This window comes from Streptomyces sp. TLI_171, from assembly GCF_003610255.1.
In the GTDB taxonomy this organism is placed as follows: Bacteria; Actinomycetota; Actinomycetes; order Streptomycetales; family Streptomycetaceae; genus Kitasatospora.
Map to the genome: position 1 here is coordinate 2,893,471 of NZ_RAPS01000001.1, position 25,849 is coordinate 2,919,319.

Sequence of the window (25,849 nt, forward strand, 5' to 3'; positions counted from 1 at the left end):
GGAGTGACGCCCCGTCAGGACCGGGCCGGGTCAGGCCTTGCGGCGACGGCCGCCCTTCGCGGCCTTGGCGGCCTTGCGGCGCTCGGCGCGGGTCAGGCCGTCCCCGTCGGAGATCAGCCCGTCGTCGTCGAACTCGCCCTCGATGACGCCGCCGCCGATCTCGTCGGACGGGGCGGTGTAGTGGAGCTTCTTGCGCTCCGGGGCCTCCAGGCCCTTGGCCCGGATCTCCGGGCGGGCCGCGGGGACGGCGTCCTTCTCCAGCTTCTCGAGCAGCACCTGCTCGTCGTCCGGGACCGGCACCTCCTCGACCTGCTGCTCGACCTGGACCTCCAGGTTGAACAGGTAGCCGACGGACTCCTCCTTGATGCCCTCCATCATCGCGGAGAACAGGTCGAAGCCCTCGCGCTGGTACTCGACCAGCGGGTCGCGCTGGGCGTAGGCGCGCAGCGCGATGCCCTCCTGCAGGTAGTCCATCTCGTAGAGGTGCTCGCGCCAGCGGCGGTCCAGCACCGAGAGGACGACGCGGCGCTCCAGCTCGCGCATGATCTGCTCGCCGAGCTGGTCCTCGCGGCGGCCGTAGGCGGCGGCGATGTCCTCCTGGATGGCCTTGGTGAGGAGCTCGGGGGTGAGGCCGCCGCTGTCCGCGGCCTCCTCCTCCAGCTCGTCCAGGTCGAGCTGGACGGGGTAGAGCTGCTTGAGCGCCGTCCACAGCTTCTCGAGGTCCCAGTCGTCCTCGAAGCCCTCGCCGGTGGCGGCGGCGACGTACGCGGCGACGGTGTCGTCCATGAAGTGGCCGACCTGCTCCTGCAGGTCCTCGCCCTCCAGGACGCGGCGGCGCTCGCCGTAGATGACCTCGCGCTGGCGGTTGAGGACCTCGTCGTACTTGAGGACGTTCTTGCGGATCTCGAAGTTCTGCTGCTCGACCTGGGTCTGCGCGGAGGCGATGGCCCGGGTCACCATCTTCGACTCGATCGGCACGTCCTCCGGGACGTTCGCCATCGACAGCACCCGCTCGACCATGCCGGCCTTGAACAGGCGCATCAGGTCGTCGCCGAGCGAGAGGTAGAACCGGGACTCGCCCGGGTCGCCCTGGCGGCCGGAGCGGCCGCGCAGCTGGTTGTCGATCCGGCGGGACTCGTGGCGCTCGGTGCCGAGGACGTACAGGCCGCCGATCTCCTGCACCTCCTCCTGCTCCGCCTTGACCGCGAGCTTGGCCTTCTCCATCGCGGCGGGCAGCGCGCTCTCGTACTCCTCCGGGGTCTCCTCCGGAGTGATGCCGCGCTGCGCCAGCTCGGCGGCCGCCAGGTGCTCGGGGTTGCCGCCGAGCATGATGTCGGTGCCGCGGCCGGCCATGTTGGTGGCGACGGTGACGGCACCCTTGCGGCCCGCCTGGGCGACGATCTGCGCCTCGCGCTCGTGGTGCTTGGCGTTCAGCACCTCGTGCGGGATGCCGCGCTTGCGCAGCTCCTGCGACAGGTACTCGGACTTCTCGACCGACACGGTGCCGACCAGCACCGGCTGGCCCTTCTCGTGGCGCTCGGCGATGTCCTCGACCACGGCGGCGAACTTGGCCGGCTCGGACTTGTAGATCAGGTCCGGCTGGTCGATCCGCTTGGGGCTCTTGTTGGTCGGGATCGGGACCACGCCGAGCTTGTAGATCTGGTGGAACTCGGCCGCCTCGGTGGTGCCGGTACCGGTCATGCCGGACAGCTTGCCGTAGAGGCGGAAGAAGTTCTGCAGGGTGATGGTGGCCAGCGTCTGGTTCTCGTTCTGGACCTCGACGCCTTCCTTGGCCTCGATCGCCTGGTGCATGCCCTCGTTGTAGCGGCGGCCGGCCAGGATGCGACCGGTGTGCTCGTCGACGATCATGACCTCGCCGTTGATGACGACGTAGTCCTTGTCGACCTTGTACAGCTCCTTGGCCTTGATGGCGTTGTTCAGGAAGCCGACCAGCGGGGTGTTCACCGACTCGTAGAGGTTGTCGATGCCCAGGTAGTCCTCGACCCGGGTGACGCCCTCCTCCAGGATGCCGACGGTGCGCTTCTTCTCGTCGACCTCGTAGTCGCGCTCGATCTTCAGGCGCTGCACCAGCTTGGCGAAGTCGTTGTACCACTTGGTGGCCTGGTCGGCCGGGCCCGAGATGATCAGCGGGGTGCGGGCCTCGTCGATCAGGATCGAGTCGACCTCGTCGACGATCGCGAAGTTGTGGCCGCGCTGCACCAGTTCGTCCTGCGACCAGGCCATGTTGTCGCGCAGGTAGTCGAAGCCGAACTCGTTGTTGGTGCCGTACGTGATGTCCATCCCGTACTGGCGCTTGCGCTCGGCCGGCGACATGTTCGCCAGGATCACGCCGACCTCCAGGCCCAGGAAGCGGTGCACCCGGCCCATCCACTCCGAGTCGCGCTCGGCGAGGTAGTCGTTGACGGTGATCAGGTGCACGCCCTTGCCGGTGAGCGCGTTCAGGTACGCAGGCAGGGTGCCGACCAGGGTCTTGCCCTCGCCGGTGCGCATCTCCGCGACGTGGCCGTAGTGCAGCGCGGCGCCGCCCATGATCTGGACGTCGTAGTGGCGCTGGCCGAGCACCCGCTTGGCGGCCTCGCGAACGGTCGCGAAGGCCTCGGGGAGGAGGTCGTCAAGGCTCTCACCGTCGGCGAGGCGGGCCTTGTACTCGTCGGTCAGGGCGCGCAGCTCCTCGTCGGTGAGGTTGACGAAGTCCTCTTCGATCGAGTTGACCTGGGCGGCAATCCGCTGCAGCTTGCGGAGGATCTTGCCCTCGCCTGCGCGCAGGATCTTGTCGAAGACGGACACGTGAGCGGGCTCCTTGCCTGGATCGGCTCTGGATGACTGACGGTGGGGAGTCCACCCCACCGTACGGGCCATCGTATGCGAGGAGCCCGAGCGGCCGGGAGGTCCGTCAGCACGGTATTCCTGTGTCACCCCTGGGAGCACATCGGCCGATGCCGGGTCCAATCGGTCAAAAGCGCTCCGCCGGCGGTCGGTTGTCAGTGCCCTCGCCTAGCCTCGCCCCATGGCTGCGACCCCTGCCCCGACCGCCCGGATCTCCGCCGACCACGCCCGCCGGCTCGCGCTGCGCGCCCAGGGCCTGCTCGGCTCCCCCGATCGCCGCGCGGGCGCCCGCGGCGTGCTGCGCCGGCTCGGCGCCGTCCAGCTGGACACCATCTCGGTGCTGGCCCGCTCGCACGAACTGGTGCCGTACGCCCGGCTCGGCGCGATCGGCCGGCCCGCGGTGGAGCAGTCCTACTGGGGCCGCGGCACGGCCTTCGAGTACTGGTCGCACGCGGCCTGCATCCTGCCGATCGAGGAGTGGCCGCTGTTCGCCTTCCGCCGCCGCGCCTACCGGTCCCGGGGCAACCTGTGGGGCCACCCGGTCTCCCCCGAGGCGTACGCCAAGGTGATCGACCAGCTGCGCGCCGAGGGCCCGTTGACGTCCACCGCGCTCGGCGGCGCGAAGAAGACCGCCGAGTGGTGGGACTGGTCCGACACCAAGATCGCCGTGGAGCGGGCGCTGGCCTTCGGCGACGTGGTGGTCACCGAGCGCCGCGGCTGGAAGCGGGTCTACGACCTGGCCGAACGGGCCGTCCCCGGCGAGCTGTTCGAGCAGGACCCGACGGACGCCGAGTGCCTGGTCCGGCTGGTCGCCCAGGCCGGGGCCGCGCTCGGCGTCGCCACCCGGTCCGACCTGATGGACTACCACCGCCTCAAGGGCGCCCAACTGGACGCCGCGCTCCCGGAGTCGGGCCTGGTCCCGGTCGAGGTGGAGGGCTGGTCCGCACCGGCCTGGGCCGACCCGGCGGCGCTGGAGTCCGAGCCGCGCGGCCGCCACCGCACCACCCTGCTCTCCCCGTTCGACTCGCTGATCTGGGACCGCCCCCGCACCGAGCGGATCTTCGGCATGACCCACCGCCTGGAGGCGTACACCCCCAAGCACAAGCGCGTGCACGGGTACTTCGCGATGCCGCTGCTGGCGGCCGGCCGCCTGGTCGGCCGGGTCGACCCGGCCCGCGAGGGCACCGCCCTGGTGGCCCGTCAGGTCTCGCTGGAGGGCGACCGGTTCGTCCCGGCGCTGGCCGAGGCGCTGCGCGAGGCCGCGGAGTGGGTGGGCTGCTCGACGGTGCGGGTGGAGCGGCTGGACGACGAGTCGCTGCGGCCGGAGCTGGAGAAGCTGCTCGGCTGACAGCGCGGACTCAGCCTATTTCGAGGATCTTCTCACGCATCGCGTAGACCACGGCCTCCATCCTGGAGTGCAGCTGCAGCTTCTCCAGGATGTTGCGCACGTGGTTCTTCACGGTGTTCTCGCTGATGAACAGCTCCTTGGCGATCTCCCGGTTGTTCATCCCGGTGGCCACCAGCTTGAGCACCTCCAGCTCCCGGTCGGTCAGCCGGGGCGCGGGCACCAGCTCCCGGTCGTCCGAGCGGCGCTGGATCATCGACTTGAACTCGGTCAGCAGCTTGGCCGCCATCGACGGGCTGATCTGCGACTGGCCGTCGGCCACCGCGCGGATCGCGGTGGCCACCTCGTCGGTGGAGATCTCCTTCAGCAGGTAGCCGGTCGCCCCCGCCTTGATCGCCTCGTAGAGGTCGGCCTCCTCGTCACTGATCGTCAGCATGATGATCTTGGCGCTGGGCACCACGTCCTTGATCGCGGTGCACGCCTCGATCCCGCTGCGCCGGGGCATCCGGACGTCCATCAGGATGATGTCCGGCAGCAGGTCGGCGGCCTTCAGCACGGCCTCCGCGCCGTCCCCCGCCTCGCCGATGACCCGGATGTCCTCCTCCTCGGCGAGCACGATCTCCAGGCCGCGGCGGAACAGCGCGTGGTCGTCCACCACCAGCACCCGGATCGGCTCCGCGCGACGCGGCGGGTAGCCCGCGCCGTCCGGGCCCAGGCCATCGCGCGACAGCTCCCCCATTGCGCTCCTCCCCCGGCCCGCGGTCAGTGACCCGCCCATCATTCCACGGCCCGGGCGCGCTGCGATCACCCTCCGCCGCCGAACCGCCCGGCTGGGTGACCCCGGGCAGACCGGTGACCCCGGCGGCCGCACCGGCCGCCGGGGTCACTCCTCGTGCTGTTGGCTGCGAGGGCCGTCAGTCCTCGTCGGGCCCGTTGATCGCGCCGCCCGCCCCGGCGGCGTCCGACGCGGCGCCCATGTCCTCCTTGAGGTGGATCACGCCGTAGTGGTAGCCGTGCCGGCGGTAGACCACGCTCGGCAGGCCGCTGTCCTTCTCCTGGAAGAGGTAGAAGTCGTGGCCCACCAGCTCCATCGCGTACAGGGCCTGGTCCAGCGACATCGGCGCGGCGGCGTGGGTCTTCTCGCGGACCACCAGCGGCCCGTCGCCCTCCACCTCCAGGCTGCCCGCCAGGGTCTTGCGGGCCACGCCGTTGACGCTCTCGGGGGCCTCGGTGGCGGGCAGTTCGGCCAGCGCGGCGGTCGCCGCGGACACGCTCACCGGCGTCCGCCCGTTGGCGCCGCCCTTGTGCACCCGGCGGCGGTCGGCGGACTTGCGCAGCTGCGCCTCCAGCTTCGCCGAGGCCAGGTCGAGCGCGGCCCACGGGTCGTTGGCGGACGCTTCGGCGCGGATCACCGGGCCCCGGCTGCGCAGGGTGATCTCCACCCGGTCGGAGCGGTCGGCCTGGCGCGGGTTGTGCTCCTTGGACACCTCGACATCCAGGCTGATCGCCTTGGTGTCGAACCTCTGGACCTTCTCCAGCTTTTCGGCCACGTGCTCGCGGAACCTCTTGGGCACCTCGGTCTTGCGGCCCTTGACGACGATGTCCACGCAGAACTCCGATCCCTCGTGCTGACCGACCCGGAGTGCGTCCCGGACCGGCGTGAGACCCAGCCGGACCAGTCGGCCGACGCCGCCCCGGAAACACCGCCCGGGGAACCCGCGAGGACCGCCTGCCCTTACCTCACTTCCTCCCCACCAGGAGAATTCGAAACCCCTGGAAGCCTCATGCAACACCTCGCCCGGGAATCTCGCCTCCCGGGTCGAACGAACGTACCGACGAGCGGCGCGAGGCCCGGCTGTTCTCCCCTGTTTACCCTCCTACGGGTGAAACAACGGTTAACGGCTGGACAACACGCCTGGCACCGCCCACCGTATGGCTGAAGTCGCCGCCCGGCGAGCGTTCCGGAGGGGTTCCGTGACGAGTCGCAGCACCGCCCACCAGCCCGGATCCGGCCCCGCACCGGTCCTCGCCGCCCTGCTCGACCTCCTGCTCCCCGCCCGCTGCGCCGGCTGCGGAAGCGGGCGGCTCGGCCTCTGCGCACCCTGCCGCGGCCTGCTCGACGGCGCCGCCGCCGGCCCGGCCGGCCCCCAGCACCCGCCCCCCGGGCTGCCGCCCGTGCACGCCGCCGCCCCCTACGCCGGACCGGTCCGGCAACTCCTGCTCGCCCACAAGGAACGCGGCGCGCTCCGGCTGGCCGCACCGCTCGGCGGCGCGCTCGCCGCCGCCGTGCGCTCCGCCACCGGCGCCGGAGCCGCCCCGCTGCTGCTGGTGCCGGTGCCCTCCGCGCGCGCCGCCACCCGCGCCCGCGGCCACGACCCGACGCTGCGGCTGGCCCGCGCGGCCGCCCGCGAACTGCGCCGCGGCGGCATCGCCACCCTGGTGGCGCCGGTGCTGGGGCACAACCGTCCGGTCGCCGACCAGGCGGGCCTGCGGGCCGCCGAGCGGCACGCCAACCTGGCCGGCGCGCTGACCGTCCCGGCCCGGGTGGCGGCCCGGCTGGCCGGGCACCGGCTGGTGCTGGTGGACGACCTGGTCACCACCGGGGCGAGCCTCGCCGAGGCCGCCCGGGCGCTGCGCGCGGCGGGCTGCCCGCCGCGGGCGGCGGCCACCGTCGCGGCCACCGCGCGGCGCGGGCCCGGGCCGGGGCGGCGCGGGGCGGTGGCCGGCGAGGCCGGGCTCAGCCCGGGTAGATGAACGCCTCGGCCTTGGTCTTGCTGGGCACCTCGTGCCACTGGTTGTCCTTCAGCCGGTACAGGCCCCGGTCGGAGGCGGTGAGCACGGCCGGCCCGGCCTGGTCCTCCCGCGAGCGGGCCTCGGTCGCCGCCAGCGCCGTCATCGACTCGCCGCCCTGCAGCGGGGAGTCGGTGGACTGCGAGCCGTCGGTGCCGAGGAAGTGCAGCTGCTGCAGCCGGTCGGTCTCCTTGCCGAGCACCACCAGCTGGTCGGTGTCGCCCCAGGAGACCGCGGCCACCTCGGTCAGCTGCGGGGCGATCTCGCGCAGCGCGACGATCCGGGCGGCCGGCGCGGTCGGGGTGCCGTCGTGCTCGACCAGGCCGAGCGCCAGCGTCGCCGGGCCGTCGCCCTGGCGCAGCAGCAGGGCGATCCGGGTGCCGTCGGAGGAGATCCGCAGCGACTGCACGGTGCGCCCGCCCAGCCCTTCGACCTGCACCGGGACGACGGTGCGCTCGCGCACCATCAGCACCTTGGGCGCGGCCGGGTCGCGGTCGACCAGCCACAGGTCCTGCCGGCCGTCCCAGCTGGGCGAGGCCAGGCCCTGGTCGGGCCTGGGGGCGCGGCTGGTGGTGATCGCCTCGCCGTACTTGGCGGCGTCGGCCAGGTCGGCGCGGAACAGCTTGCTGCCGTCCTCGGCGACCATCGCGGCGGCGACGCCGTCCCGGCGGACCGCGACCGCGCCGGGGCGGACCTGGCCGGCCTGCGGGGCCTGGCCGAGCACGCCGGCCACCGGGGTGGGGTCCAGGCCGTCCTGGTAGCGGGTGAGCCGGCCGTCGGCCAGCTGGATGTACGCCTGGGTGCCGGGGTCGCCGCCGGCCAGCACGCCGGGGGCGACCTGCGCCGCCTCGGCGCTGCCGATCGAGCAGCTGCCCTTGGGCGCGGACAGGTCCAGGCGGTCCAGCTTGCCCTGCTGGTCGGCCAGGGTCTGGAAGAGCTGCTGCGCCATCTGCTTGCACGCGGCCTGGTCGGCCAGGTCGACGCCGTCCACCTTGACGGTGGCCACCCGGTTGTCGCCGACGGTGGCGCTCAGCACCCTGACCTTGTCGAGCCTGGAGTACACCACCTGGTCGAGCCACTTCGAGGGACCGTCGGCGGTGGCCTGGGCGGCCTCGGTGAGCGGGTCTATTCGGCGGCGCAGGTAGATCGGGTCCGGCACCAGCACCGCGTTGGACTGCGGGCGCGCGCTCGACCGGTCGGGGTCGGCGAAGAAGTACCGGTGGGCCGGCTTGTAGCCGTTCTTGAAGTTGGTCTGGTCGACGATCAGCCCGTTCGGCAGGTCGTTGATCCGCCACTCGCCCTTGTCGGGGCCGTCGGCGACCTTCACGAAGGTGAAGGACCGCTTGTAGGCGTCGCCGGAGTGCGCCTGGTAGGTGTGCTGCGCGTCCAGCGCGGCCACCTGCTCGCCGCTGACCACCAGCTCGGTGGAGACCGCGTCCTCGGCGGGGGTGGAGACGCCCACCAGGTGCGGGGCGCCGGCCAGCACCACCACGCCCTCGTCGGGCTTCCAGGTCTTGGCGGCGCCGGCCGTCAGGTACTGCTTTGCGGTGTCGTAGTTCGCCTGGTCGGCGTTGGACGAGTCCAGGAAACCGGCGAGCAGCTCGTTGGGGCTCTCGCCCTTGTGCGGGGCCACTGGGTAGACGTGCACCTGGACGCCGTCGGCGGCCCCGTGCGAGGCCTCCAGGCCCTGCGGGGCGCCGCCCGAGGGCATCGCCACGCAGCCGGTGGCGGCGGCCGCCAGCAGGGCGGCCCAGCCCACCGCGAGGGCCCGCCGGTCAGTCGTGCTGTCGGTCCTTCGCACCGGCGGTCCCCTCCTGGTCGGTGTCGGCGTCGTCCGGTGCGGGCGGGGCCGGCTGGGTCGGGCGGCCGCGGTCCACCACGACCTGCGCACCGGTGGCACCGTAACCCGACACGTCCGACGGGTCGGCGACCGGGGCGGCGCTCGGCCGGCCGAGGCCGGGGCCGATGCTCAGCACCCCGCCGAGGCCGGAGCCGAAGGTGTGCCGTTCGGTGTCCGGGGTCTCCGGGACGGACGTGGACTCGCCGCTGCCCAGCGCGGTCGCGCCGCGGGCCCGGCGGTACGGCGCGCCCGCCGAGGACATGCCGCGGTTGTGCCGGGAGTCCTCCGGCTCCAGCCGGAACGGGGCCCGGGAGATCTCGCCGCCGCGGGTGCGCGGCAGGGTGAGCCGGAAGTGCGAGCCGCCGCCGGGCTCGCCCCAGGCCTGCAGCCAGCCGCCGTGCAGGTGGGCGTCCTCGACCGCGATGGACAGGCCCAGGCCGGTGCCGCCGGTGGTGCGGACCCGGGACGGGTCGGCCCGCCAGAAGCGGTGGAACACCCGGGACGCCTCGCCCGGCTTCAGGCCGATGCCGTAGTCGCGCACGCCGACCGCGACCGCGCCCTCCGCCGAGCCGAGCCGGATCACCACGTCCCGGCCCTCGCCGTGCTCCAGCGCGTTGACCACCAGGTTGCGCAGGATCCGCTCGATCCGGCGGCTGTCGACCTCGGCGATCACCGGCTTGTCGCCGCCGCGGATCAGCACCGCGCTGCCCTTGGCGCGGGCCAGCGGGTCGGCGGCCTCCACCACCCGGGTCACGATGTCGCGCAGGTCGACCGGCTCGGCGTCCAGGATCGCGGCGCCGGCGTCGAAGCGGCTGATCTCCAGCAGGTCGGCGAGCAGCGACTCGAAGCGGTCCAGCTGGTCCTGCAGCAGCTCCGCGGAGCGGGCCGCCATCGGGTCCAGGTCCTCGCGGCTGTCGTAGATCAGGTCGGCGGCCATCCGGACCGTGGTCAGCGGGGTGCGCAGCTCGTGCGAGACGTCGGAGACGAACCGGCGCTGCACCCGGGACAGCTCCTCCAGCTTGCGGATCTGCGCCTGCAGGCCGTTGGCCATCCGGTTGAACGAGTCGCCGAGGCGGGCGATGTCGTCGGTGCCGGTGACCTTCATCCGCTCGTCGAAGTGCCCGGCTGCCAGCCGCTCGGAGATCCCGGCCGCCATCCGCACCGGGGTGACCACCTGGCGGACCACCAGCCAGGCGATGCAGCCGAGCAGGATGACCAGGAACAGCCCGGCGGTGGCCAGGGTGCCGATCACCAGGTTGAGGGTGCTGGTCTCCTGGTAGAACGAGAAGACGTAGTACAGCTGGTACGCGTTGTTGTCCGGCCCGGTGAACTGCTTGCCGATCGCCAGGCCCTTGTCGTCGCCGGGCGGCGTCTGGCTGTTCGGGGCGCGGTGCAGCTTGACCGGCTGCTCGTGCGGGATGGACGGCTCGGCGGCCACCGCGGCGCGCAGGTCGGAGGTGATCGAGTCCGGCAGGATCGAGCCGGAGTAGCGGGCGCCGCGCAGGCCGGCGCTGGAGGCGCTGGTCTCGTTGCCGCCGGGGGCGATGGCGATCACCGAGTAGACCCCGGAACCGCCGGAGGCCAGGTCGGAGACCTGCTTGGTGAGCCAGGCGTTGATCTGGTCGCGGGTCGGGTCGGCGGCCGCGCCGGCCTTCGCCTGCAGGTTGATCGCCTCGTTGATCTTGTCCTGCTCGATCTGGAAACCGCCGACGGCCTGGCCCTGCGCCGCCTTCTGCTTGGCCTCCAGCAGGCCGGTGCGCACCTGGGCGACCACCACCACGCCGAGCACCAGCACCACCACGAAGGAGAGCAGCAGCGTCGCCGCCACCACCCGGAGCTGGATCGAGCGGCGGTACAGCGCCAGCAGCCGGCCCACCGGGTGCCGGAGCAGCCGCACCACCGGCGCGAACAGCACCGTCCACCAGCGGCGCCGGCGCGGCTTGCCGGTGGAGGAGCTCAGCACGTCGCCGCGCACAGCGGACTCCCCGCCGGACCGTTCGTCCGACGGGGAGGGGTCAGCCTGCAGGTCGTTCATTCTCAGCTGGGTCCGGCCTTGTACCCGACGCCGCGCACGGTGACCACGATCTCCGGGCGCTCCGGGTCCTTCTCGATCTTGGAGCGCAGGCGCTGCACGTGCACGTTGACCAGTCTGGTGTCCGCTGCGTGCCGGTAGCCCCACACCTGCTCCAGCAGCACCTCGCGGGTGAACACCTGCCAGGGCTTGCGGGCGAGGGCGACCAGCAGGTCGAACTCCAGCGGGGTCAGCGGAATGCCGCGGCCCTCACGCTTGACGGAGTGACCGGCGACGTCGATCACCAGGTCACCAATGGTGAGCTGCTCAGGTGTGGGCTCCTCGGCGCGGCGCAACCGGGCTCGCACCCGGGCCACCAGCTCCTTCGGCTTGAACGGCTTCGTCACGTAATCGTCCGCGCCCGACTCCAGGCCCACCACGATGTCGACCGTGTCGGTCTTCGCAGTCAGCATGACGATCGGAATGCCCGACTCGGCCCGGATCTGGCGGCATACGTCGATGCCGTCCCGTCCGGGCAGCATCAGGTCGAGCAGTACGAGGTCCGGCTTGGTCTCCCGGAAGGCGGCCAGCGCCTTGTCCCCGTCCGCGACGAAAAACGGCTCAAAACCCTCACCACGCAGCACGATGCCGAGCATCTCGGCCAGTGCGGTGTCGTCATCGACGACGAGGACACGTCCCTTCATGGCTCCATCTTCTCATCACCCGAATGTGACCTGTCGCACAGCCGTCCCGTTGACCGTCCCGGACTGCCCGTCGGACCAGTCATACCACCGTAAAGTTCGCGGGTCGGAGACCGAGCCCGGACCGTTGTCGATCAGCAACGGGATACCGCTGGGGTACGCGTGCGCACCATGGCACGATGGCTCCCCGACAGCACCCGCACCAGGGTGCCCCGACGAGGAGCGTCGATGACCGAGACCCCGGGTTGGACCTCACCCGGTTCTCCCGAACCCACGGCCGGCGGGTCCGAAACCGGCCACTCGGCTCCCTCGGCCGGACCGGCCACCGCCACCGCCCCGCCGCCCGCGGCGAAGGGCTCCGGCACCGGTCCGATCCCGCTCCGCCCGCTCGGCATCGGCGAACTGATGGACGGCGCCTTCGCCCTGGTCCGGCAGAACTGGCGGGCGGCCTTCGCGCTCAGCCTGGCCCTCGGGGTGGCCGTCGAGCTCGGCCAGGCCGCCGTGGACTGGTGGATCCACCTCCACGGCACCGTCTTCGCGGCGTTCTTCACCTCCGTCTACACCCGCCCGCTGGCCGCGCTCGTCAGCATCCTCGCCGCCGGCCTGCTCACCCCCGTGGTCGGCAACGCCATGCTCGGCCGGGAGACCTCGCCCCGCGAGGCCTGGACCCAGCTCCGGCCCCAGCTCGGCCGGGTGATCGGCCTGTACCTGCTGATCGTCGTCATCCTGCTCGCCGCCCTCGGCGTCCCCGTCGGCCTGCTGTCCCTGCTCGCCGCCGCCAGCGGCCAGGCCGCCTGGCTGGTCCTGCTCCCGTTCGCCGTGCTGCCCGCGGTCTGGCTGTCGATCTCACTGCTCCTCGCGCTGCCCGCGCTGGTCCTGGAGAAGCAGACCGTCCCCGGCGCCCTCAAGCGCTCCTGGCGGCTGGTCCGCGGCTCCTGGTGGCGGATCTTCGGGCTGCTGCTGGTCTTCAGCGTGGTCCTGTTCCTGGTCACCCAGATCCTCGGCACTCCCACCCGCCTGCTCGCCCAGCTGCTGGGCGGCGCGATCGGCGACCCCGGCACCGACGACACCGGCGCCGCGATCAGCATCGCCGTCTCCGGCATCGGCGGCGTCCTCGCCCACACCGTGACGATCCCGCTGGCCGGCGCGCTGTACGCGCTGGTCTACACCGACCAGCGGATCCGCCGCGAGGCGCTCGACCTGGAACTCTCCCGCGCCGCCGGGCTCCCCGGCTACAGCTGGAACGACCGACCCACCGCGCCCGTCCCGGGCCAGCACACACCGTCGGGGGCCTGACCGCATGGCATTCAGGGGGGTGGGGACGCTGCTCGCGGACGGCGCCCCGGTCGACGTGCCGCGCGACGCCGCGCGTGACGCCGCGCGCGAGGAACTCCGCAAGGCCGTCTACCACCAGAACGACCCGGGCCCGGTGGAACGGTTCTTCGACTGGCTGGGCGACCGCCTCGGTGAGGCCCTCAACAGCCTCGGCGCGCCGTTCGGCGGCGGCAGCGGCACCGCCCTGGCGATCCTGCTGCTCATCGTGCTGGCCATCGGCGGCCTGGCCTGGTGGCGCTTCGGCGCCCCCAACCGCGAAGCCCGCTCCGCCGGCCGGCTGTTCGGCACCGCCGAAGCGCTGCGCGGCGCCGCCCAGCACCGCGCCGAAGCCGCCGCGCACGCCGCCCGCGGCGAGTGGGCCGCCGCCGTCCGCGAGCAGATGCGCGCCATCGTCCGCGGCCTGGAGGAGCGCACCATCCTCGGCCCGCGCCCCGGCCGCACCGCCGACGAGGCGGCCGCCGAAGCCGGCCGCGCGCTGCCCGACCGGGCCGCCGAACTCGCCGCCGCCGCACGGCTGTTCGACGACATCGCATTCGGTGACCGGCCGGCCGACGAAAGCTCCTACCGCACCCTCGCCGATCTCGACCGCGCCCTGGAGGGCACCCGTCCCGCGACCGTCCCGGCCGGCGGAGGAACCGCATGACCGCCATCGCACCGCCGCCCGCCACCGCCGAGGCCGACGAGCAGCCCGACACCCCGCCGCCCGCCGGACCGACCGGCCCCACCGTCCGCGCCCTCTGGCTGCGCTGGCGCTGGTGGGTGCTGTCCTGCCTGGTCCTGCTGGTCACCGGGGCCCTGGTCGTCGGCATCCCCGGCAAGTCCCACTACCCGCCGTACGACCCGCGCTCCGGCGACGCCACCGGCACCCGGGCCGCCGACCAGCTGCTCCAGCAGCACCGCGTCGACAGCCGCACCGCCGCCACCAGGGCCGAACTCACCGCGGCCCTGCGCGCCGCCGACACCACCGTGGTCCTCGCCCACCCCAACGAACTGCCCGTCCGTGAACTGGCCGAACTCGGCTCGATCGGCCGCGGCGAGAACACCCGGCTGGTGCTGATCGCCCCCAACCAGCCCGCGCTGAACGCCTTCGCGCCCGGCATCCTGGCCACCGGCGGCACCGCCGACCCCGGCCACGCCCCCGCCCCGGCCTGCGACCTGCCCGAGGCCGTCCACGCCGGCCCCGCCGACCTGGCCGGCCAGAGCTACCACGGCCGGCCCGGCGACGTCGCCTGCTACCCCGTCGGCAGCCGCCCCGGCCTGGTCAGCCGCACCACCGGCACCCAGCAGGTGATCGTGCTCGGCGCCGCGGACCCGCTCACCAACGCCCGCCTCGACCAGGAGGGCAACGCCGCTCTCGCCCTCGGCCTGCTCGGCGCCCACCCCGCCCTGGTCTGGCAGACGCCCGACCTCAACCCCACCGTCGACGACCAGCCCGCCACCGGCGGAAGCCACGGCAGCACCGGCGGCACCGGCAGCGGTTCGACCGGGGGCAGCACCTCCGGCGGCACCGGCGGCAGCACCACGGGCGGCACCGGCAGCGACGGCGGCACCACCGGCGGCTCCGACGGCGGCACCGGCACCTACGAGGACGACGACGGCACCGGCCAGGGCAAGCCCCGATCCTTCGCCGACGCCGTCCCCGCTCCCTGGCACTGGGCCTTCTGGCAACTGGTCCTGGCCGTCCTGCTGACCGTCGCCTGGCGGGCCCGCCGCCTCGGCCCGGTGCTCAGCGAACGGCTGCCCGCCGTGGTCCGGGCCTCCGAGACCACCGAGGGCCGCGCCCGGCTCTACCACCGCGCGAACGCCCGCGGCCACGCCGCCGAGACGCTGCGCCGCGCCACCCGCCGCCGGGCCGCCACCGCCCTCGGCCTCCCGCACACCTCCGGGGACCCGGACCCGGCCGCCCTCACCGAGGCCGCCGCCGCCCGGATCGGACGCCCCGCCGCCGACCTCCAGCAGCTGCTGTACGGCCCGGCCCCCACGGACGACGCCGCGCTGCTGCGGCTCGCCGACGACCTCGACGACATGGAATGGCAGGTACGACAGCCGTGACCGACCAGCTGCTCAAGACCGTCCCGGCCCAGCCCGGCGACGCCCGCGCCGCCCTCACCGGCCTGCGCGACGAGATCGCCAAGGCCGTGGTCGGCCAGGACGCCGCCGTCACCGGCATGGTGGTCGCGCTCCTCTGCGGCGGCCACGTCCTGCTGGAGGGCGTCCCCGGCGTCGCCAAGACCCTGCTGGTCCGCACCCTGGCCACCGCGCTCGACGTGCAGACCAAGCGCGTCCAGTTCACCCCCGACCTGATGCCCGGCGACGTCACCGGCTCGCTGGTCTACGACACCCGCACCGCGGAGTTCTCGTTCCAGCCCGGCCCGGTGTTCACCAACCTGATGCTCGCCGACGAGATCAACCGCACCCCTCCCAAGACCCAGGCCTCGCTGCTGGAGGCCATGGAGGAGCGCCAGGTCACCGTCGACGGCGAACCCCGCAAGCTCCCCGAGCCGTTCATGGTCGCCGCCACCCAGAACCCGGTCGAGTACGAGGGCACCTACCCGCTGCCCGAGGCCCAGCTCGACCGCTTCCTGCTCAAGCTGATCCTCCCGCTGCCCAGCCGCGACCAGGAGTTCCAGGTCCTGTCCCGGCACGCCTCCGGCTTCGACCCGCGCGACCTCGCCTCGGCCGGCGTCCGCCCCGTCGCCAACGCCGCGCACCTGGCCGCCGCCCGTGCCCAGATCGCCAAGCTCACCGTCTCCCCCGAGGTCCTCGCCTACATCGTCGACCTGGTCCGGGCCACCCGGCAGTCGCCCTCGCTGGCCATGGGTGTCTCCCCGCGCGGCGCCACCGCCCTGCTCAACACCTCGCGCGCCTGGGCCTGGCTGGCCGGCCGCGACTACGTGACGCCCGACGACGTCAAGGCGCTCGCCCTGCCCACGCTCCGGCACCGCATCCAGCTCCGCCCCGAGGCCGAGATGGAAGGCACCACCGCCGACAGCGTCATCCAGGCCGTCCTCGCCCAGACGCCCGCACCGCGCTAGCACCCCGGGTGGGGGGGCGGCCCGCGGGCCGCCCCCCCCCCCCACCCGCCGCGCCCATCGGTTCCACCGCTCAGAAAGCGAGCCAGCTCCCCATGGCCCTGACCGGTCGCACGGCCCTCATCGCCGCCCTCGGCGCACTCCTGGTGGGCCTCGTCCTCCCCTCCTGGACGGGCATCGGCCTGGTCATGCTGCCCCTGCTCGCGGCCGTCGCCGTCGACCTCGCGCTGGCCGCCCCGGTCCACCGCCTGGTCCTGGAGCGCGCCGGCGACCCCACCGTCCGCCTCGGCGAGTCCACCACCGTCGACCTGCTGGTCGCCAACCCCTCGCCCCGCGCCCTCCGGGGCCGGATCCGCGACGCCTGGTACCCCTCCGCCTGGGCCCCCGGCACCTCCCACGACGCCTCCCGGCACACCGTCACCATCCCCGCCGGCGAGCGCCGCCGCCTCACCACCCACCTCGCCCCGACCCGCCGCGGCGACCACCACGCCGGCAAGGTGACGGTCCGTTCGCTCGGTCCGCTCGGCCTGGCAGGCCGTCAGGGAAACCTCGACGCGCCCTGGCGGATCCGCGCCCTGCCCCCCTTCAACAGCCGCAAGCACCTGCCGTCCCGGCTCGCCCGGCTGCGCGAACTCGACGGCCGCACCTCGGTCCTGACCCGCGGTCAGGGCACCGAGTTCGACTCCCTGCGCGAGTACCTGCCCGGCGACGACGTCCGCTCCATCGACTGGCGGGCCAGCGCCCGCCGCAGCACCGTCGCCGTCCGCACCTGGCGCCCCGAACGCGACCGGCACGTCCTGATCGTCCTCGACACCGGCCGCACCTCCGCCGGCCGCGTCGGCGACGCCCCCCGGCTGGACTCCGCCCTCGACGCCGCCCTGCTCCTGACCGCCCTCGCCACCAAGGCCGGCGACCGGGTCGACCTGCTCGCCCACGACCGCGACCGCCGCGCCGCCGTCGCCGGACGCTCCCCCGCCGAGATCCTCCCCGCCTTCACCGAAGCGATGGCCCAGCTCGAACCCGCCCTGGTCGAGACCGACCTGCGCGCGACCGTCGCCAACGCCCTGCGGATGGCCCCGCACCGCTCCCTCATCGTCCTGCTCACCGGACTCGACGCCCACCAGATCCAGGACAGCCTGCTCCCCCAGCTCCCCCTCCTCACCAAGCGCCACGAACTCGTCCTGGCCTCAGTCTCCGACCCCCGCCTCGACGAACTCGTCACCACGCCCCGCCTCAACGTCCAGGACGTGTACGGCGCCGCCGCCGCCGAACAGACCCGTGCCGACCGCCGCCGCACCGCCGACCTCCTCACCCGTCGCGGTGTCACCGTCCTCGACGCCCCGCCCGAGAGCATCGCCCCCGCCCTCGCCGACACCTACCTCGCCCTCAAGGCCGCCGGCCGCCTCTGAGCCCCGCCCCTCCGGTGTCAGCCGCGACTGACACAATCGCGCGTCGACCCCCTGCGCACCGGAGGAAGCCATGCGTCCGCGACTCAATCTCATCCTGCTCGGCGTCCGCGACGTCGCCGCCTCGGTTGCCTTCTACCAGGCGCTGGGCTGGCGAAGGTCCACGGCGGGCTCGGACGAGTTCGCCCTGTTCGAACTCGGCGGCGTCGCCGTCGCCTTCCAGTCCAGGACCGCGTTCGCAACCGACACCGGCCTCCGCGACACCCCGCCCGGCGGCTTCGCCGGCTTCGCCCTGGCCTACGTCGCCCGCAGCGCCGCCGAGGTGTACGAGGTCATGGCCAAGGCCGCCGAACTCGGTGCCACCGTGACCCGCCCCGCCGGCCAGAACCCGTGGGGCCACAGCGGCTACTTCACCGACCCCGACGGCCACCTCTTCGAGGTCCTCTACGAAGACGGCTGGATCTTCGACGACAACGACGATCTGGTGCTCTGAAACCACCGACAACCACCGACAACCACCGACCGGAAGGCCGGAAATGCAGAAAGGGCCCCAGCCGTGAGGCTGGAGCCCTTTCATGAAAGATTGTTCGGCGGCGTCCTACTCTCCCACAGGGTCCCCCCTGCAGTACCATCGGCGCTATGAGGCTTAGCTTCCGGGTTCGGAATGTAACCGGGCGTTTCCCTCACGCTATGACCACCGAAACACTATGAAACTATCCACCGGAGTGGGTCGTTGTTTCAGAACAACACAGTGGACGCGAGCAACTGAGGACAAGCCCTCGGCCTATTAGTACCGGTCAACTCCACCCCTTACAGGGCTTCCATATCCGGCCTATCAACCCAGTCGTCTACTGGGAGCCTTACCCTCTCAAGGAGGTGGGAGTGCTCATCTCGAAGCAGGCTTCCCGCTTAGATGCTTTCAGCGGTTATCCCTCCCGAACGTAGCCAACCAGCCATGCCCTTGGCAGGACAACTGGCACACCAGAGGTTCGTCCGTCCCGGTCCTCTCGTACTAGGGACAGCCCTTCTCAACACTCCTACGCGCACAGCGGATAGGGACCGAACTGTCTCACGACGTTCTAAACCCAGCTCGCGTACCGCTTTAATGGGCGAACAGCCCAACCCTTGGGACCTACTCCAGCCCCAGGATGCGACGAGCCGACATCGAGGTGCCAAACCATCCCGTCGATATGGACTCTTGGGGAAGATCAGCCTGTTATCCCCGGGGTACCTTTTATCCGTTGAGCGACGGCGCTTCCACAAGCCACCGCCGGATCACTAGTCCCTACTTTCGTACCTGCTCGACCCGTCAGTCTCACAGTCAAGCTCCCTTGTGCACTTACACTCAACACCTGATTGCCAACCAGGCTGAGGGAACCTTTGGGCGCCTCCGTTACCCTTTAGGAGGCAACCGCCCCAGTTAAACTACCCACCAGACACTGTCCCTGATCCGGATCACGGACCCAGGTTAGACATCCAGCACGACCAGAGTGGTATTTCAACGTCGACTCCACCATGACTGGCGTCACGGCTTCAAAGTCTCCCACCTATCCTACACAAGCCGAACCGAACACCAATATCAAGCTATAGTAAAGGTCCCGGGGTCTTTCCGTCCTGCTGCGCGAAACGAGCATCTTTACTCGTAATGCAATTTCACCGGGCCTGTGGTTGAGACAGTCGAGAAGTCGTTACGCCATTCGTGCAGGTCGGAACTTACCCGACAAGGAATTTCGCTACCTTAGGATGGTTATAGTTACCACCGCCGTTTACTGGCGCTTAAGTTCTCAGCTTCGCCTAGTCGAAACCAGACTAACCGGTCCCCTTAACGTTCCAGCACCGGGCAGGCGTCAGTCCGTATACATCGCCTTACGGCTTCGCACGGACCTGTGTTTTTAGTAAACAGTCGCTTCTCGCTGGTCTCTGCGGCCACCACCAGCTCAGGGAGCAAGTCCCCTCACCAGCAATGGCCCCCCTTCTCCCGAAGTTACGGGGGCATTTTGCCGAGTTCCTTAACCACAGTTCACCCGAACGCCTCGGTATTCTCTACCTGACCACCTGAGTCGGTTTGGGGTACGGGCCGCCATGAAACTCGCTAGAGGCTTTTCTCGACAGCATAGGATCATCCACTTCACCACAATCGGCTCGGCATCAGGTCTCAGCCTATTGTGAGGCGGATTTGCCTACCTCACGGCCTACACCCTTACCCCGGGACTACCACCGCCCGGGCTGGACTACCTTCCTGCGTCACCCCATCGCTCACCTACTACAGGCTTGGGTCGGCGGCTCCACCACGTCCCTTTGTCCGAAGACTCCGGGCCGGCTTCACGGCCTTAGCATCACCTGGTTCGACGTTGGCGCTTCAAAGCGGGTACGGGAATATCAACCCGTTGTCCATCGACTACGCCTGTCGGCCTCGCCTTAGGTCCCGACTTACCCTGGGCAGATCAGCTTGACCCAGGAACCCTTGGTCAATCGGCGCAAGAGTTTCCCACTCTTGTATCGCTACTCATGCCTGCATTCTCACTCGTGAACCGTCCACAACTCGATTCCTCGGCTGCTTCACCCGGCACACGACGCTCCCCTACCCATCACAGCCTCCGTTGGGAGTATTGCTGCAATGACACGACTTCGGTGATGTGCTTGAGCCCCGCTACATTGTCGGCGCGGAATCACTTGACCAGTGAGCTATTACGCACTCTTTCAAGGGTGGCTGCTTCTAAGCCAACCTCCTGGTTGTCTCTGCGACTCCACATCCTTTCCCACTTAGCACACGCTTAGGGACCTTAGTCGGTGTTCTGGGCTGTTTCCCTCTCGACCATGGAGCTTATCCCCCACAGTCTCACTGCCGCGCTCTCACTTACCGGCATTCGGAGTTTGGCTAAGGTCAGTAACCCGGTAAGGCCCATCGCCTATCCAGTGCTCTACCTCCGGCAAGAAACACGCGACGCTGCACCTAAATGCATTTCGGGGAGAACCAGCTATCACGGAGTTTGATTGGCCTTTCACCCCTAACCACAGGTCATCCCCCAGGTTTTCAACCCTGGTGGGTTCGGTCCTCCACACGGTCTTACCCGCGCTTCAACCTGCCCATGGCTAGATCACTCCGCTTCGGGTCTTGGGCATGCAACTCAGACGCCCTATTCGGACTCGCTTTCGCTACGGCTACCCCACACGGGTTAACCTCGCTACACACCGCAAACTCGCAGGCTCATTCTTCAAAAGGCACGCAGTCACAGTCCGAAGACTGCCCCCACGGCTTGTAGGCACACGGTTTCAGGTACTATTTCACTCCGCTCCCGCGGTACTTTTCACCATTCCCTCACGGTACTATCCGCTATCGGTCACCAGGGAATATTTAGGCTTAGCGGGTGGTCCCGCCAGATTCACACGGGATTTCTCGGGCCCCGTGCTACTTGGGAAATGAGCAAGCAAGCCGTACAGATTTCGTCTACGGGGGTCTTACCCTCTACGCCGGACCTTTCGCATGTCCTTCGACTACCCATACGGTTTCTGACTCGCCGACCGGCCGGCAGACCGATCAAGCTCACTCCCACGACCCCGTCACGGCAACCCCTGCCGGGTCTCACACCATGACGGTTTAGCCTCATCCGGTTTCGCTCGCCACTACTCCCGGAATCACGGTTGTTTTCTCTTCCTGCGGGTACTGAGATGTTTCACTTCCCCGCGTTCCCTCCACATACCCTATGTGTTCAGGTATGGGTGACAGCCCATGACGACTGCCGGGTTTCCCCATTCGGACACCCCCGGATCAAAGCTCGGTTGACAGCTCCCCGGGGCCTATCGCGGCCTCCCACGTCCTTCATCGGTTCCTGGTGCCAAGGCATCCACCGTGCGCCCTTAAAAACTTGGCCACAGATGCTCGCGTCCACTGTGCAGTTCTCAAACAACGACCAGACACCCAAACTCAACACCCCGAACCAGGATGCCTCGCATGAGACCGGCGACCACTGAGACAACGAAGACTCGTTCCCTCAGGACCCAACAACGTGCCCGACACACCCGACCCAGAACCACGTTCCACGCCCCGAAAGGCAGTACTAGCGGTCTTCACCGAGTGTGCCGAATAGTCAACGTTCCACCCATGAGCAACCGTGCGAGACATTCGCTCGCATCCGGCTATGTGCTCCTTAGAAAGGAGGTGATCCAGCCGCACCTTCCGGTACGGCTACCTTGTTACGACTTCGTCCCAATCGCTGGTCCCACCTTCGACGGCTCCTCCCCTTACGGGTTAGGCCACCGGCTTCGGGTGTTACCGACTTTCGTGACGTGACGGGCGGTGTGTACAAGGCCCGGGAACGTATTCACCGCAGCATGCTGATCTGCGATTACTAGCAACTCCAACTTCATGGGGTCGAGTTGCAGACCCCAATCCGAACTGAGACCGGCTTTTTGGGATTCGCTCCGCCTCACGGCATCGCAGCCCTTTGTACCGGCCATTGTAGCACGTGTGCAGCCCAAGACATAAGGGGCATGATGATTTGACGTCGTCCCCACCTTCCTCCGAGTTGACCCCGGCAGTCTCCTGTGAGTCCCCGACATTACTCGCTGGCAACACAGAACAAGGGTTGCGCTCGTTGCGGGACTTAACCCAACATCTCACGACACGAGCTGACGACAACCATGCACCACCTGTACACCGACCACAAGGGGGCGCCTATCTCTAGACGTTTCCGGCGTATGTCAAGCCTTGGTAAGGTTCTTCGCGTTGCGTCGAATTAAGCCACATGCTCCGCTGCTTGTGCGGGCCCCCGTCAATTCCTTTGAGTTTTAGCCTTGCGGCCGTACTCCCCAGGCGGGGAACTTAATGCGTTAGCTGCGGCACCGACGACGTGGAATGTCGCCAACACCTAGTTCCCAACGTTTACGGCGTGGACTACCAGGGTATCTAATCCTGTTCGCTCCCCACGCTTTCGCTCCTCAGCGTCAGTAATGGCCCAGAGATCCGCCTTCGCCACCGGTGTTCCTCCTGATATCTGCGCATTTCACCGCTACACCAGGAATTCCGATCTCCCCTACCACACTCCAGCCTGCCCGTATCGAATGCAGACCCGGGGTTAAGCCCCGGGCTTTCACATCCGACGCGACAGGCCGCCTACGAGCTCTTTACGCCCAATAATTCCGGACAACGCTCGCACCCTACGTATTACCGCGGCTGCTGGCACGTAGTTAGCCGGTGCTTCTTCTGCAGGTACCGTCACTTGCGCTTCTTCCCTGCTGAAAGAGGTTTACAACCCGAAGGCCGTCATCCCTCACGCGGCGTCGCTGCATCAGGCTTTCGCCCATTGTGCAATATTCCCCACTGCTGCCTCCCGTAGGAGTCTGGGCCGTGTCTCAGTCCCAGTGTGGCCGGTCGCCCTCTCAGGCCGGCTACCCGTCGTCGCCTTGGTAGGCCATTACCCCACCAACAAGCTGATAGGCCGCGGGATCATCCTGAACCGCCGGAGCTTTCCACCAACCCCCATGCAGGAGAAGGTCGTATCCGGTATTAGACCTCGTTTCCAAGGCTTGTCCCAGAGTTCAGGGCAGATTCCCCACGTGTTACTCACCCGTTCGCCACTGATCCACCCCGAAGGGCTTCACCGTTCGACTTGCATGTGTTAAGCACGCCGCCAGCGTTCGTCCTGAGCCAGGATCAAACTCTCCGTGAATGTCTCCACGGGGAGCGGCACAGCAACCACCGGAATAAGGCGGCCCTGCGCACTGCGTCCTCGCTAGTGTTTTACTTCAAAAGGAATCTCCAACCCCGAAACAAGTCCGAGGCCGGGGATGTCAACATATCTGGCGTTGACTTTTGGCACGCTGTTGAGTTCTCAAGGAACGGACGCTTCCTTCGACCGATCTTCCGATCGAATCTCCGGGCGCTTCGTTCTTTCGTGTTTCCAGCTTATCAGAGGTTTTTCGCTCTGATTTCCATTCCCGCTGGAGTGGGAATTCCTTCGACTTCGCTGCAGACCTTATCAAAAGCTCTGCGCTGCTTTGCTTCAGGGTTTTGCCGGAATCGGGCCAGCACCCTCGCGGATGCGCTGCCTCACTTCGGCGGTGTCGTAGACACTACGCTCGGGCGGACTGTATGTCCAGTCGCTCCCAACCGTTCAAACCTACTAGCCCATAGGGATCAAGTCAATGGTCCCTCGGGGTTGATCATCAGGCTACCAGGTTTGGCGGGTCGCTCGTGACCGCCACGCCGGGGCCGCGGGTCAGGCGGCCATCGGCTGGTGGTCGGTCCGGTCGCCGGCGTCGACGTCGCCGGTCTCGCCGCGGGCGGCGGCGTGCTTGCCGAGGACGAGGGCGTAGACGAGGAAGAGCACCTCGACGGTGATGCCGATGGTGACGCGGGACCAGGCGGGGAGGGCGGATCCGCTGACGAAGCCTTCGATGATGCCGGTGACGAAGAGGACGGCGGCGATGCCGATGACGGCGCCGACGACGGCACGGCCCTCCTCGGCGAGGGCGACGGCGCGGGTGCGCGGGCCGGGGTCGACGACCGTCCAGCCGAGGCGGAGGCTGAGGCCGCAGGCGACGAAGAAGGCGGTCAGTTCGAGGAGGCCGTGCGGGACGAGCATCGCGAGGAAGGTGTCGAGCCGGCCGGCGGAGGCCATCAGGCCGATGCCGACGCCGCCGTTGACGATGTTGGTCCAGAGGATCGCCAGCACCGGCACGCCCAGCAGGGCTGCGGACATCAGGGCGTAGGCGGCGGCCCAGGCGTTGTTGGTCCACACCTTGAAGGCGAAGTTCGCCGAGGGGTGTTCGGTGTAGTACGCCTCGTAGAGGCCGCCGGGCTTGGTCGCCTCGGCCAGGGTCTCCGGCGGGAAGAAGCTGTTGCGGACCTCGGCGTCGGTGCCGATCCACCAGGCGACGACGGCGGTGGCGGCGAAGGAGAGCACCGAGACGGTCAGCCACCAGTGCCGGGCCCGGTAGAGGGTGGCGGGGAAACTGGCGGTGAAGTAGCGGGCGGCGTCGCGCCACGAGGCCTTGCGGGCGCCGGTGACGGCGTTGCGGGCGCGGACGACCAGGGTGGTGAGGCGGCCTTCGACGCCCGCGTTGGGGGCGGTGGCCTGGACCTGGGCGAGGTGCGCGGTGGCGCGCTGGTAGAGGGTGATCAGCTCGTCGGACTCCTCGCCGGTGAGCCGGTGGCGGCCGCTGAGGACCTCCAGACGGTGCCATTCCGCCTGGTGGGCGGCGACGAAGACGTCCAGGTCCATTGCGGCTCTTTCCGGGGGCGCGGCGGGGCGGGCGGCGGGCACTGGTTGGTGTGCGGCCGGGGCTGTGCGGGCCTTAGCTTGCCAGAGGCGGTGACCGGCGCGGCAGGGGATTCCGGAAGCGGCGGCCCTGGGTTACCCGGCGGGGGCCGGCGGTCGTATCTTGGCCGCTGTTGATGGCGGGGGTCGGGTCCGGACGGCAGGTGGCCGTCCGGCGGGCCGCGAAGCGGAGCGGGTGGGTGGCGTGAGCGAGCTGGTGACCGGCGAGGCGGTCGTCCTGGGGCTGCGGACGGCGCGGTTGCCGTCGCGTGCGTTGGCCCAGTTGCTGGACTGGTTCGCCTACGGGGTGGGCTTCTTCTTCTCCATGGTCGCGCTGGCCATCGCGATGCGGGACCTGGAGGAGGCGGCGGCGGACGCGTTCGCGATCGCGGCCCTGGTGTTCTTCCTGGTGCTGCTGCCGGTGCTGATCGAGACGCTGTCGCACGGTCGGTCGCTGGGCAAGGCCGCGATGGGGCTGCGGGTGGTGCGCGCCGACGGCGGTCCGATCCGGTTCCGGCACGCGCTGGTGCGCGGCGTGATCGGGGTGCTCGAGTTCGGTCTGTCGGCGGTTCCGGCGGTGCTGTCCTCGCTGTTCTCGACGAACGGGCGGCGGCTGGGCGACATCTTCGGCGGCACCATGGTGATCCGGGAGCGGCTGCCGCAGAGCGCCCGGGACCAGGGGCGGGTGCCGCCGGTGCCGCCGCAGGTGATGCACGCGCTGGGTGCGGACCTGGTGGCCCTGGACCTGACCGCGGTGCCGGACGGGCTGTGGCAGTCGTCGCGCCAACTGCTGGGCCGGATGCACGAGTTGGACCAGTCGGTGGCTGCCGGCCTGGCGGATCGACTGGCGGCGGACGTGGCGCAGCGAACCGGCTGGCCGGTGCCGGCCGGGCTGCCGCCGATGGTGTACCTGGGCGCGGTGCTGATGGAGCGTCAGCGGCGGGCCTGGGGCCGGGAGCAGGAGCGGGCCGCGGCGGCGTACGCCGCGGTGTACGGGAGCCGCCCCGGCGCGGTGCCGGTGGCTGCGGCCCCCACCGCCCCGTTCGCGGTGCCCGTGCAGGCGGCGCCCCCGGCCGCACCGGCGGCCCCGACCCGGACCCTGGGCTACCCCGCGGCACCCGCGCCGCCGGCGCCCGCCGCGGCCGGTCCGGTCGCGCCGCAGGCGGCCCCCGTCGCGCCGCAGGACGCCGTGGTGGCGCCGCAGCCCGAGGCGGCCCCGGTCGCACCGCCCGCGGGCGGGGGTTTCGCGCCGCCGGCCTGACGCGGGGCGCTCGGCCCGCGTC

At 70.1% G+C, this 25,849-nt stretch carries 16 protein-coding genes and 3 rRNA genes; 9 read left to right on the forward strand and 10 right to left on the reverse strand.

Features of this window, described 5'->3' with window-relative positions:
- Positions 1 to 30 precede the first annotated feature (30 nt).
- Complete coding sequence (gene secA, locus BX266_RS13110) at positions 31 to 2,808, reverse strand: preprotein translocase subunit SecA (protein WP_099899562.1); 2,778 nt, start codon at positions 2,806 to 2,808, stop codon at positions 31 to 33.
- A gap of 220 nt (positions 2,809 to 3,028) precedes the next feature.
- Here secA and BX266_RS13115 point away from each other — a divergent pair, with 220 nt between their 5' ends.
- The gene (locus BX266_RS13115; RefSeq protein WP_099899564.1) at positions 3,029 to 4,195 is read left to right on the forward strand and encodes a winged helix-turn-helix domain-containing protein; all 1,167 of its coding nucleotides are present in this window, start codon (positions 3,029 to 3,031) and stop codon (positions 4,193 to 4,195) included.
- 10 nt (positions 4,196 to 4,205) lie between these two features.
- Here BX266_RS13115 and BX266_RS13120 read toward each other — a convergent pair whose 3' ends face one another.
- Positions 4,206 to 4,931: a response regulator transcription factor gene (locus BX266_RS13120; RefSeq protein WP_218969250.1), complete on the reverse strand. Its 726-nt coding sequence runs from the start codon at positions 4,929 to 4,931 to the stop codon at positions 4,206 to 4,208.
- 175 nt (positions 4,932 to 5,106) lie between these two features.
- Complete coding sequence (gene hpf / locus BX266_RS13125; RefSeq protein ID WP_099899566.1) at positions 5,107 to 5,799, reverse strand: ribosome hibernation-promoting factor, HPF/YfiA family; 693 nt, start codon at positions 5,797 to 5,799, stop codon at positions 5,107 to 5,109.
- Between the two features lie 367 nt (positions 5,800 to 6,166).
- Between hpf and BX266_RS13130 the strand changes: the two genes are divergently transcribed.
- Entirely contained in the window at positions 6,167 to 6,946 is a 780-nt protein-coding gene (locus BX266_RS13130; protein WP_099899567.1) for a ComF family protein, read from the forward strand.
- On the opposite strand, the gene BX266_RS13135 is transcribed toward BX266_RS13130, so the two are convergent.
- The 3 genes from BX266_RS13135 to mtrA are packed head-to-tail and all read right to left on the reverse strand — an operon-like array spanning position 6,930 to position 11,537.
- Positions 6,930 to 8,783, reverse strand: a complete 1,854-nt coding sequence (locus BX266_RS13135) for an LpqB family beta-propeller domain-containing protein (RefSeq protein ID WP_143686920.1) — start codon at positions 8,781 to 8,783, stop codon at positions 6,930 to 6,932. The two genes, BX266_RS13130 and BX266_RS13135, sit on opposite strands and share 17 nt — an antisense overlap.
- Positions 8,758 to 10,857, reverse strand: coding sequence for an MtrAB system histidine kinase MtrB (gene mtrB, locus BX266_RS13140; RefSeq protein WP_099899571.1), 2,100 nt, complete (start codon positions 10,855 to 10,857; stop codon positions 8,758 to 8,760). Before mtrB ends, BX266_RS13135 begins: the two co-directional genes overlap by 26 nt.
- Before the next feature lie 2 nt (positions 10,858 to 10,859).
- The gene (gene mtrA / locus BX266_RS13145) at positions 10,860 to 11,537 is read right to left on the reverse strand and encodes an MtrAB system response regulator MtrA (RefSeq protein ID WP_030459579.1); all 678 of its coding nucleotides are present in this window, start codon (positions 11,535 to 11,537) and stop codon (positions 10,860 to 10,862) included.
- A 225-nt stretch (positions 11,538 to 11,762) separates the two neighbouring features.
- Between mtrA and BX266_RS13150 the strand changes: the two genes are divergently transcribed.
- From BX266_RS13150 to BX266_RS13175, 6 genes are all read left to right on the forward strand, one after another.
- Positions 11,763 to 12,830 carry a glycerophosphoryl diester phosphodiesterase membrane domain-containing protein gene (locus BX266_RS13150; protein WP_099899573.1) on the forward strand — a complete coding sequence of 356 codons (1,068 nt, stop codon included), beginning with the start codon at positions 11,763 to 11,765 and terminating at the stop codon, positions 12,828 to 12,830.
- 4 nt (positions 12,831 to 12,834) lie between these two features.
- Positions 12,835 to 13,512, forward strand: coding sequence for a DUF4129 domain-containing protein (locus BX266_RS13155; protein ID WP_099899574.1), 678 nt, complete (start codon positions 12,835 to 12,837; stop codon positions 13,510 to 13,512).
- Positions 13,509 to 14,921: a DUF4350 domain-containing protein gene (locus BX266_RS13160; protein ID WP_107490720.1), complete on the forward strand. Its 1,413-nt coding sequence runs from the start codon at positions 13,509 to 13,511 to the stop codon at positions 14,919 to 14,921. Before BX266_RS13155 ends, BX266_RS13160 begins: the two co-directional genes overlap by 4 nt.
- Positions 14,900 to 15,904, forward strand: coding sequence for a MoxR family ATPase (locus tag BX266_RS13165; protein WP_099899576.1), 1,005 nt, complete (start codon positions 14,900 to 14,902; stop codon positions 15,902 to 15,904). The genes BX266_RS13160 and BX266_RS13165 overlap by 22 nt, the downstream gene beginning before the upstream one ends.
- Before the next feature lie 92 nt (positions 15,905 to 15,996).
- The gene (locus tag BX266_RS13170) at positions 15,997 to 17,310 is read left to right on the forward strand and encodes a DUF58 domain-containing protein (protein WP_099899578.1); all 1,314 of its coding nucleotides are present in this window, start codon (positions 15,997 to 15,999) and stop codon (positions 17,308 to 17,310) included.
- Between the two features lie 70 nt (positions 17,311 to 17,380).
- A complete protein-coding gene (locus BX266_RS13175; protein WP_099899580.1) occupies positions 17,381 to 17,800 on the forward strand; it encodes a VOC family protein in 420 nt (139 codons plus the stop codon).
- Between the two features lie 92 nt (positions 17,801 to 17,892).
- Here the strand turns inward: BX266_RS13175 and rrf are convergent.
- The 4 genes from rrf to BX266_RS13195 all read right to left on the reverse strand — a co-directional run bounded on the left by rrf (position 17,893) and on the right by BX266_RS13195 (position 24,530).
- A 5S ribosomal RNA gene (gene rrf / locus BX266_RS13180) occupies positions 17,893 to 18,009 on the reverse strand.
- 65 nt (positions 18,010 to 18,074) lie between these two features.
- Positions 18,075 to 21,179, reverse strand: a 23S ribosomal RNA gene (locus tag BX266_RS13185).
- A gap of 280 nt (positions 21,180 to 21,459) precedes the next feature.
- Positions 21,460 to 22,976: ribosomal RNA gene (locus tag BX266_RS13190) — 16S ribosomal RNA — on the reverse strand.
- The 16S, 23S and 5S rRNA genes sit together here, the layout of an rRNA operon.
- Positions 22,977 to 23,525: 549 nt before the next feature.
- A complete protein-coding gene (locus BX266_RS13195; RefSeq protein ID WP_099899582.1) occupies positions 23,526 to 24,530 on the reverse strand; it encodes a stage II sporulation protein M in 1,005 nt (334 codons plus the stop codon).
- A 241-nt stretch (positions 24,531 to 24,771) separates the two neighbouring features.
- Between BX266_RS13195 and BX266_RS13200 the strand changes: the two genes are divergently transcribed.
- Positions 24,772 to 25,827 (forward strand): RDD family protein, encoded by a 1,056-nt coding sequence (locus tag BX266_RS13200; RefSeq protein ID WP_099899584.1) that lies wholly within the window; start codon positions 24,772 to 24,774, stop codon positions 25,825 to 25,827.
- The last annotated feature ends 22 nt before the right edge of the window (positions 25,828 to 25,849 follow it).

Bases quoted from the DNA above. Each gene is read 5' to 3' on its own strand.
- BX266_RS13115 (WP_099899564.1), top strand. From the start codon at position 3,029: ATGGCTGCGACCCCTGCCCCGACCGCCCGGATCTCCGCCGACCACGCC.
- BX266_RS13170 (WP_099899578.1), top strand. From the start codon at position 15,997: ATGGCCCTGACCGGTCGCACGGCCCTCATCGCCGCCCTCGGCGCACTC.
- BX266_RS13165 (WP_099899576.1), top strand. From the start codon at position 14,900: ATGGCAGGTACGACAGCCGTGACCGACCAGCTGCTCAAGACCGTCCCG.
- mtrA (WP_030459579.1), bottom strand. From the start codon at position 11,537: ATGAAGGGACGTGTCCTCGTCGTCGATGACGACACCGCACTGGCCGAG.
- BX266_RS13150 (WP_099899573.1), top strand. From the start codon at position 11,763: ATGACCGAGACCCCGGGTTGGACCTCACCCGGTTCTCCCGAACCCACG.
- BX266_RS13120 (WP_218969250.1), bottom strand. From the start codon at position 4,931: ATGGGGGAGCTGTCGCGCGATGGCCTGGGCCCGGACGGCGCGGGCTAC.
- mtrB (WP_099899571.1), bottom strand. From the start codon at position 10,857: ATGAACGACCTGCAGGCTGACCCCTCCCCGTCGGACGAACGGTCCGGC.
- BX266_RS13155 (WP_099899574.1), top strand. From the start codon at position 12,835: ATGGCATTCAGGGGGGTGGGGACGCTGCTCGCGGACGGCGCCCCGGTC.
- BX266_RS13175 (WP_099899580.1), top strand. From the start codon at position 17,381: ATGCGTCCGCGACTCAATCTCATCCTGCTCGGCGTCCGCGACGTCGCC.
- BX266_RS13195 (WP_099899582.1), bottom strand. From the start codon at position 24,530: ATGGACCTGGACGTCTTCGTCGCCGCCCACCAGGCGGAATGGCACCGT.
- BX266_RS13160 (WP_107490720.1), top strand. From the start codon at position 13,509: ATGACCGCCATCGCACCGCCGCCCGCCACCGCCGAGGCCGACGAGCAG.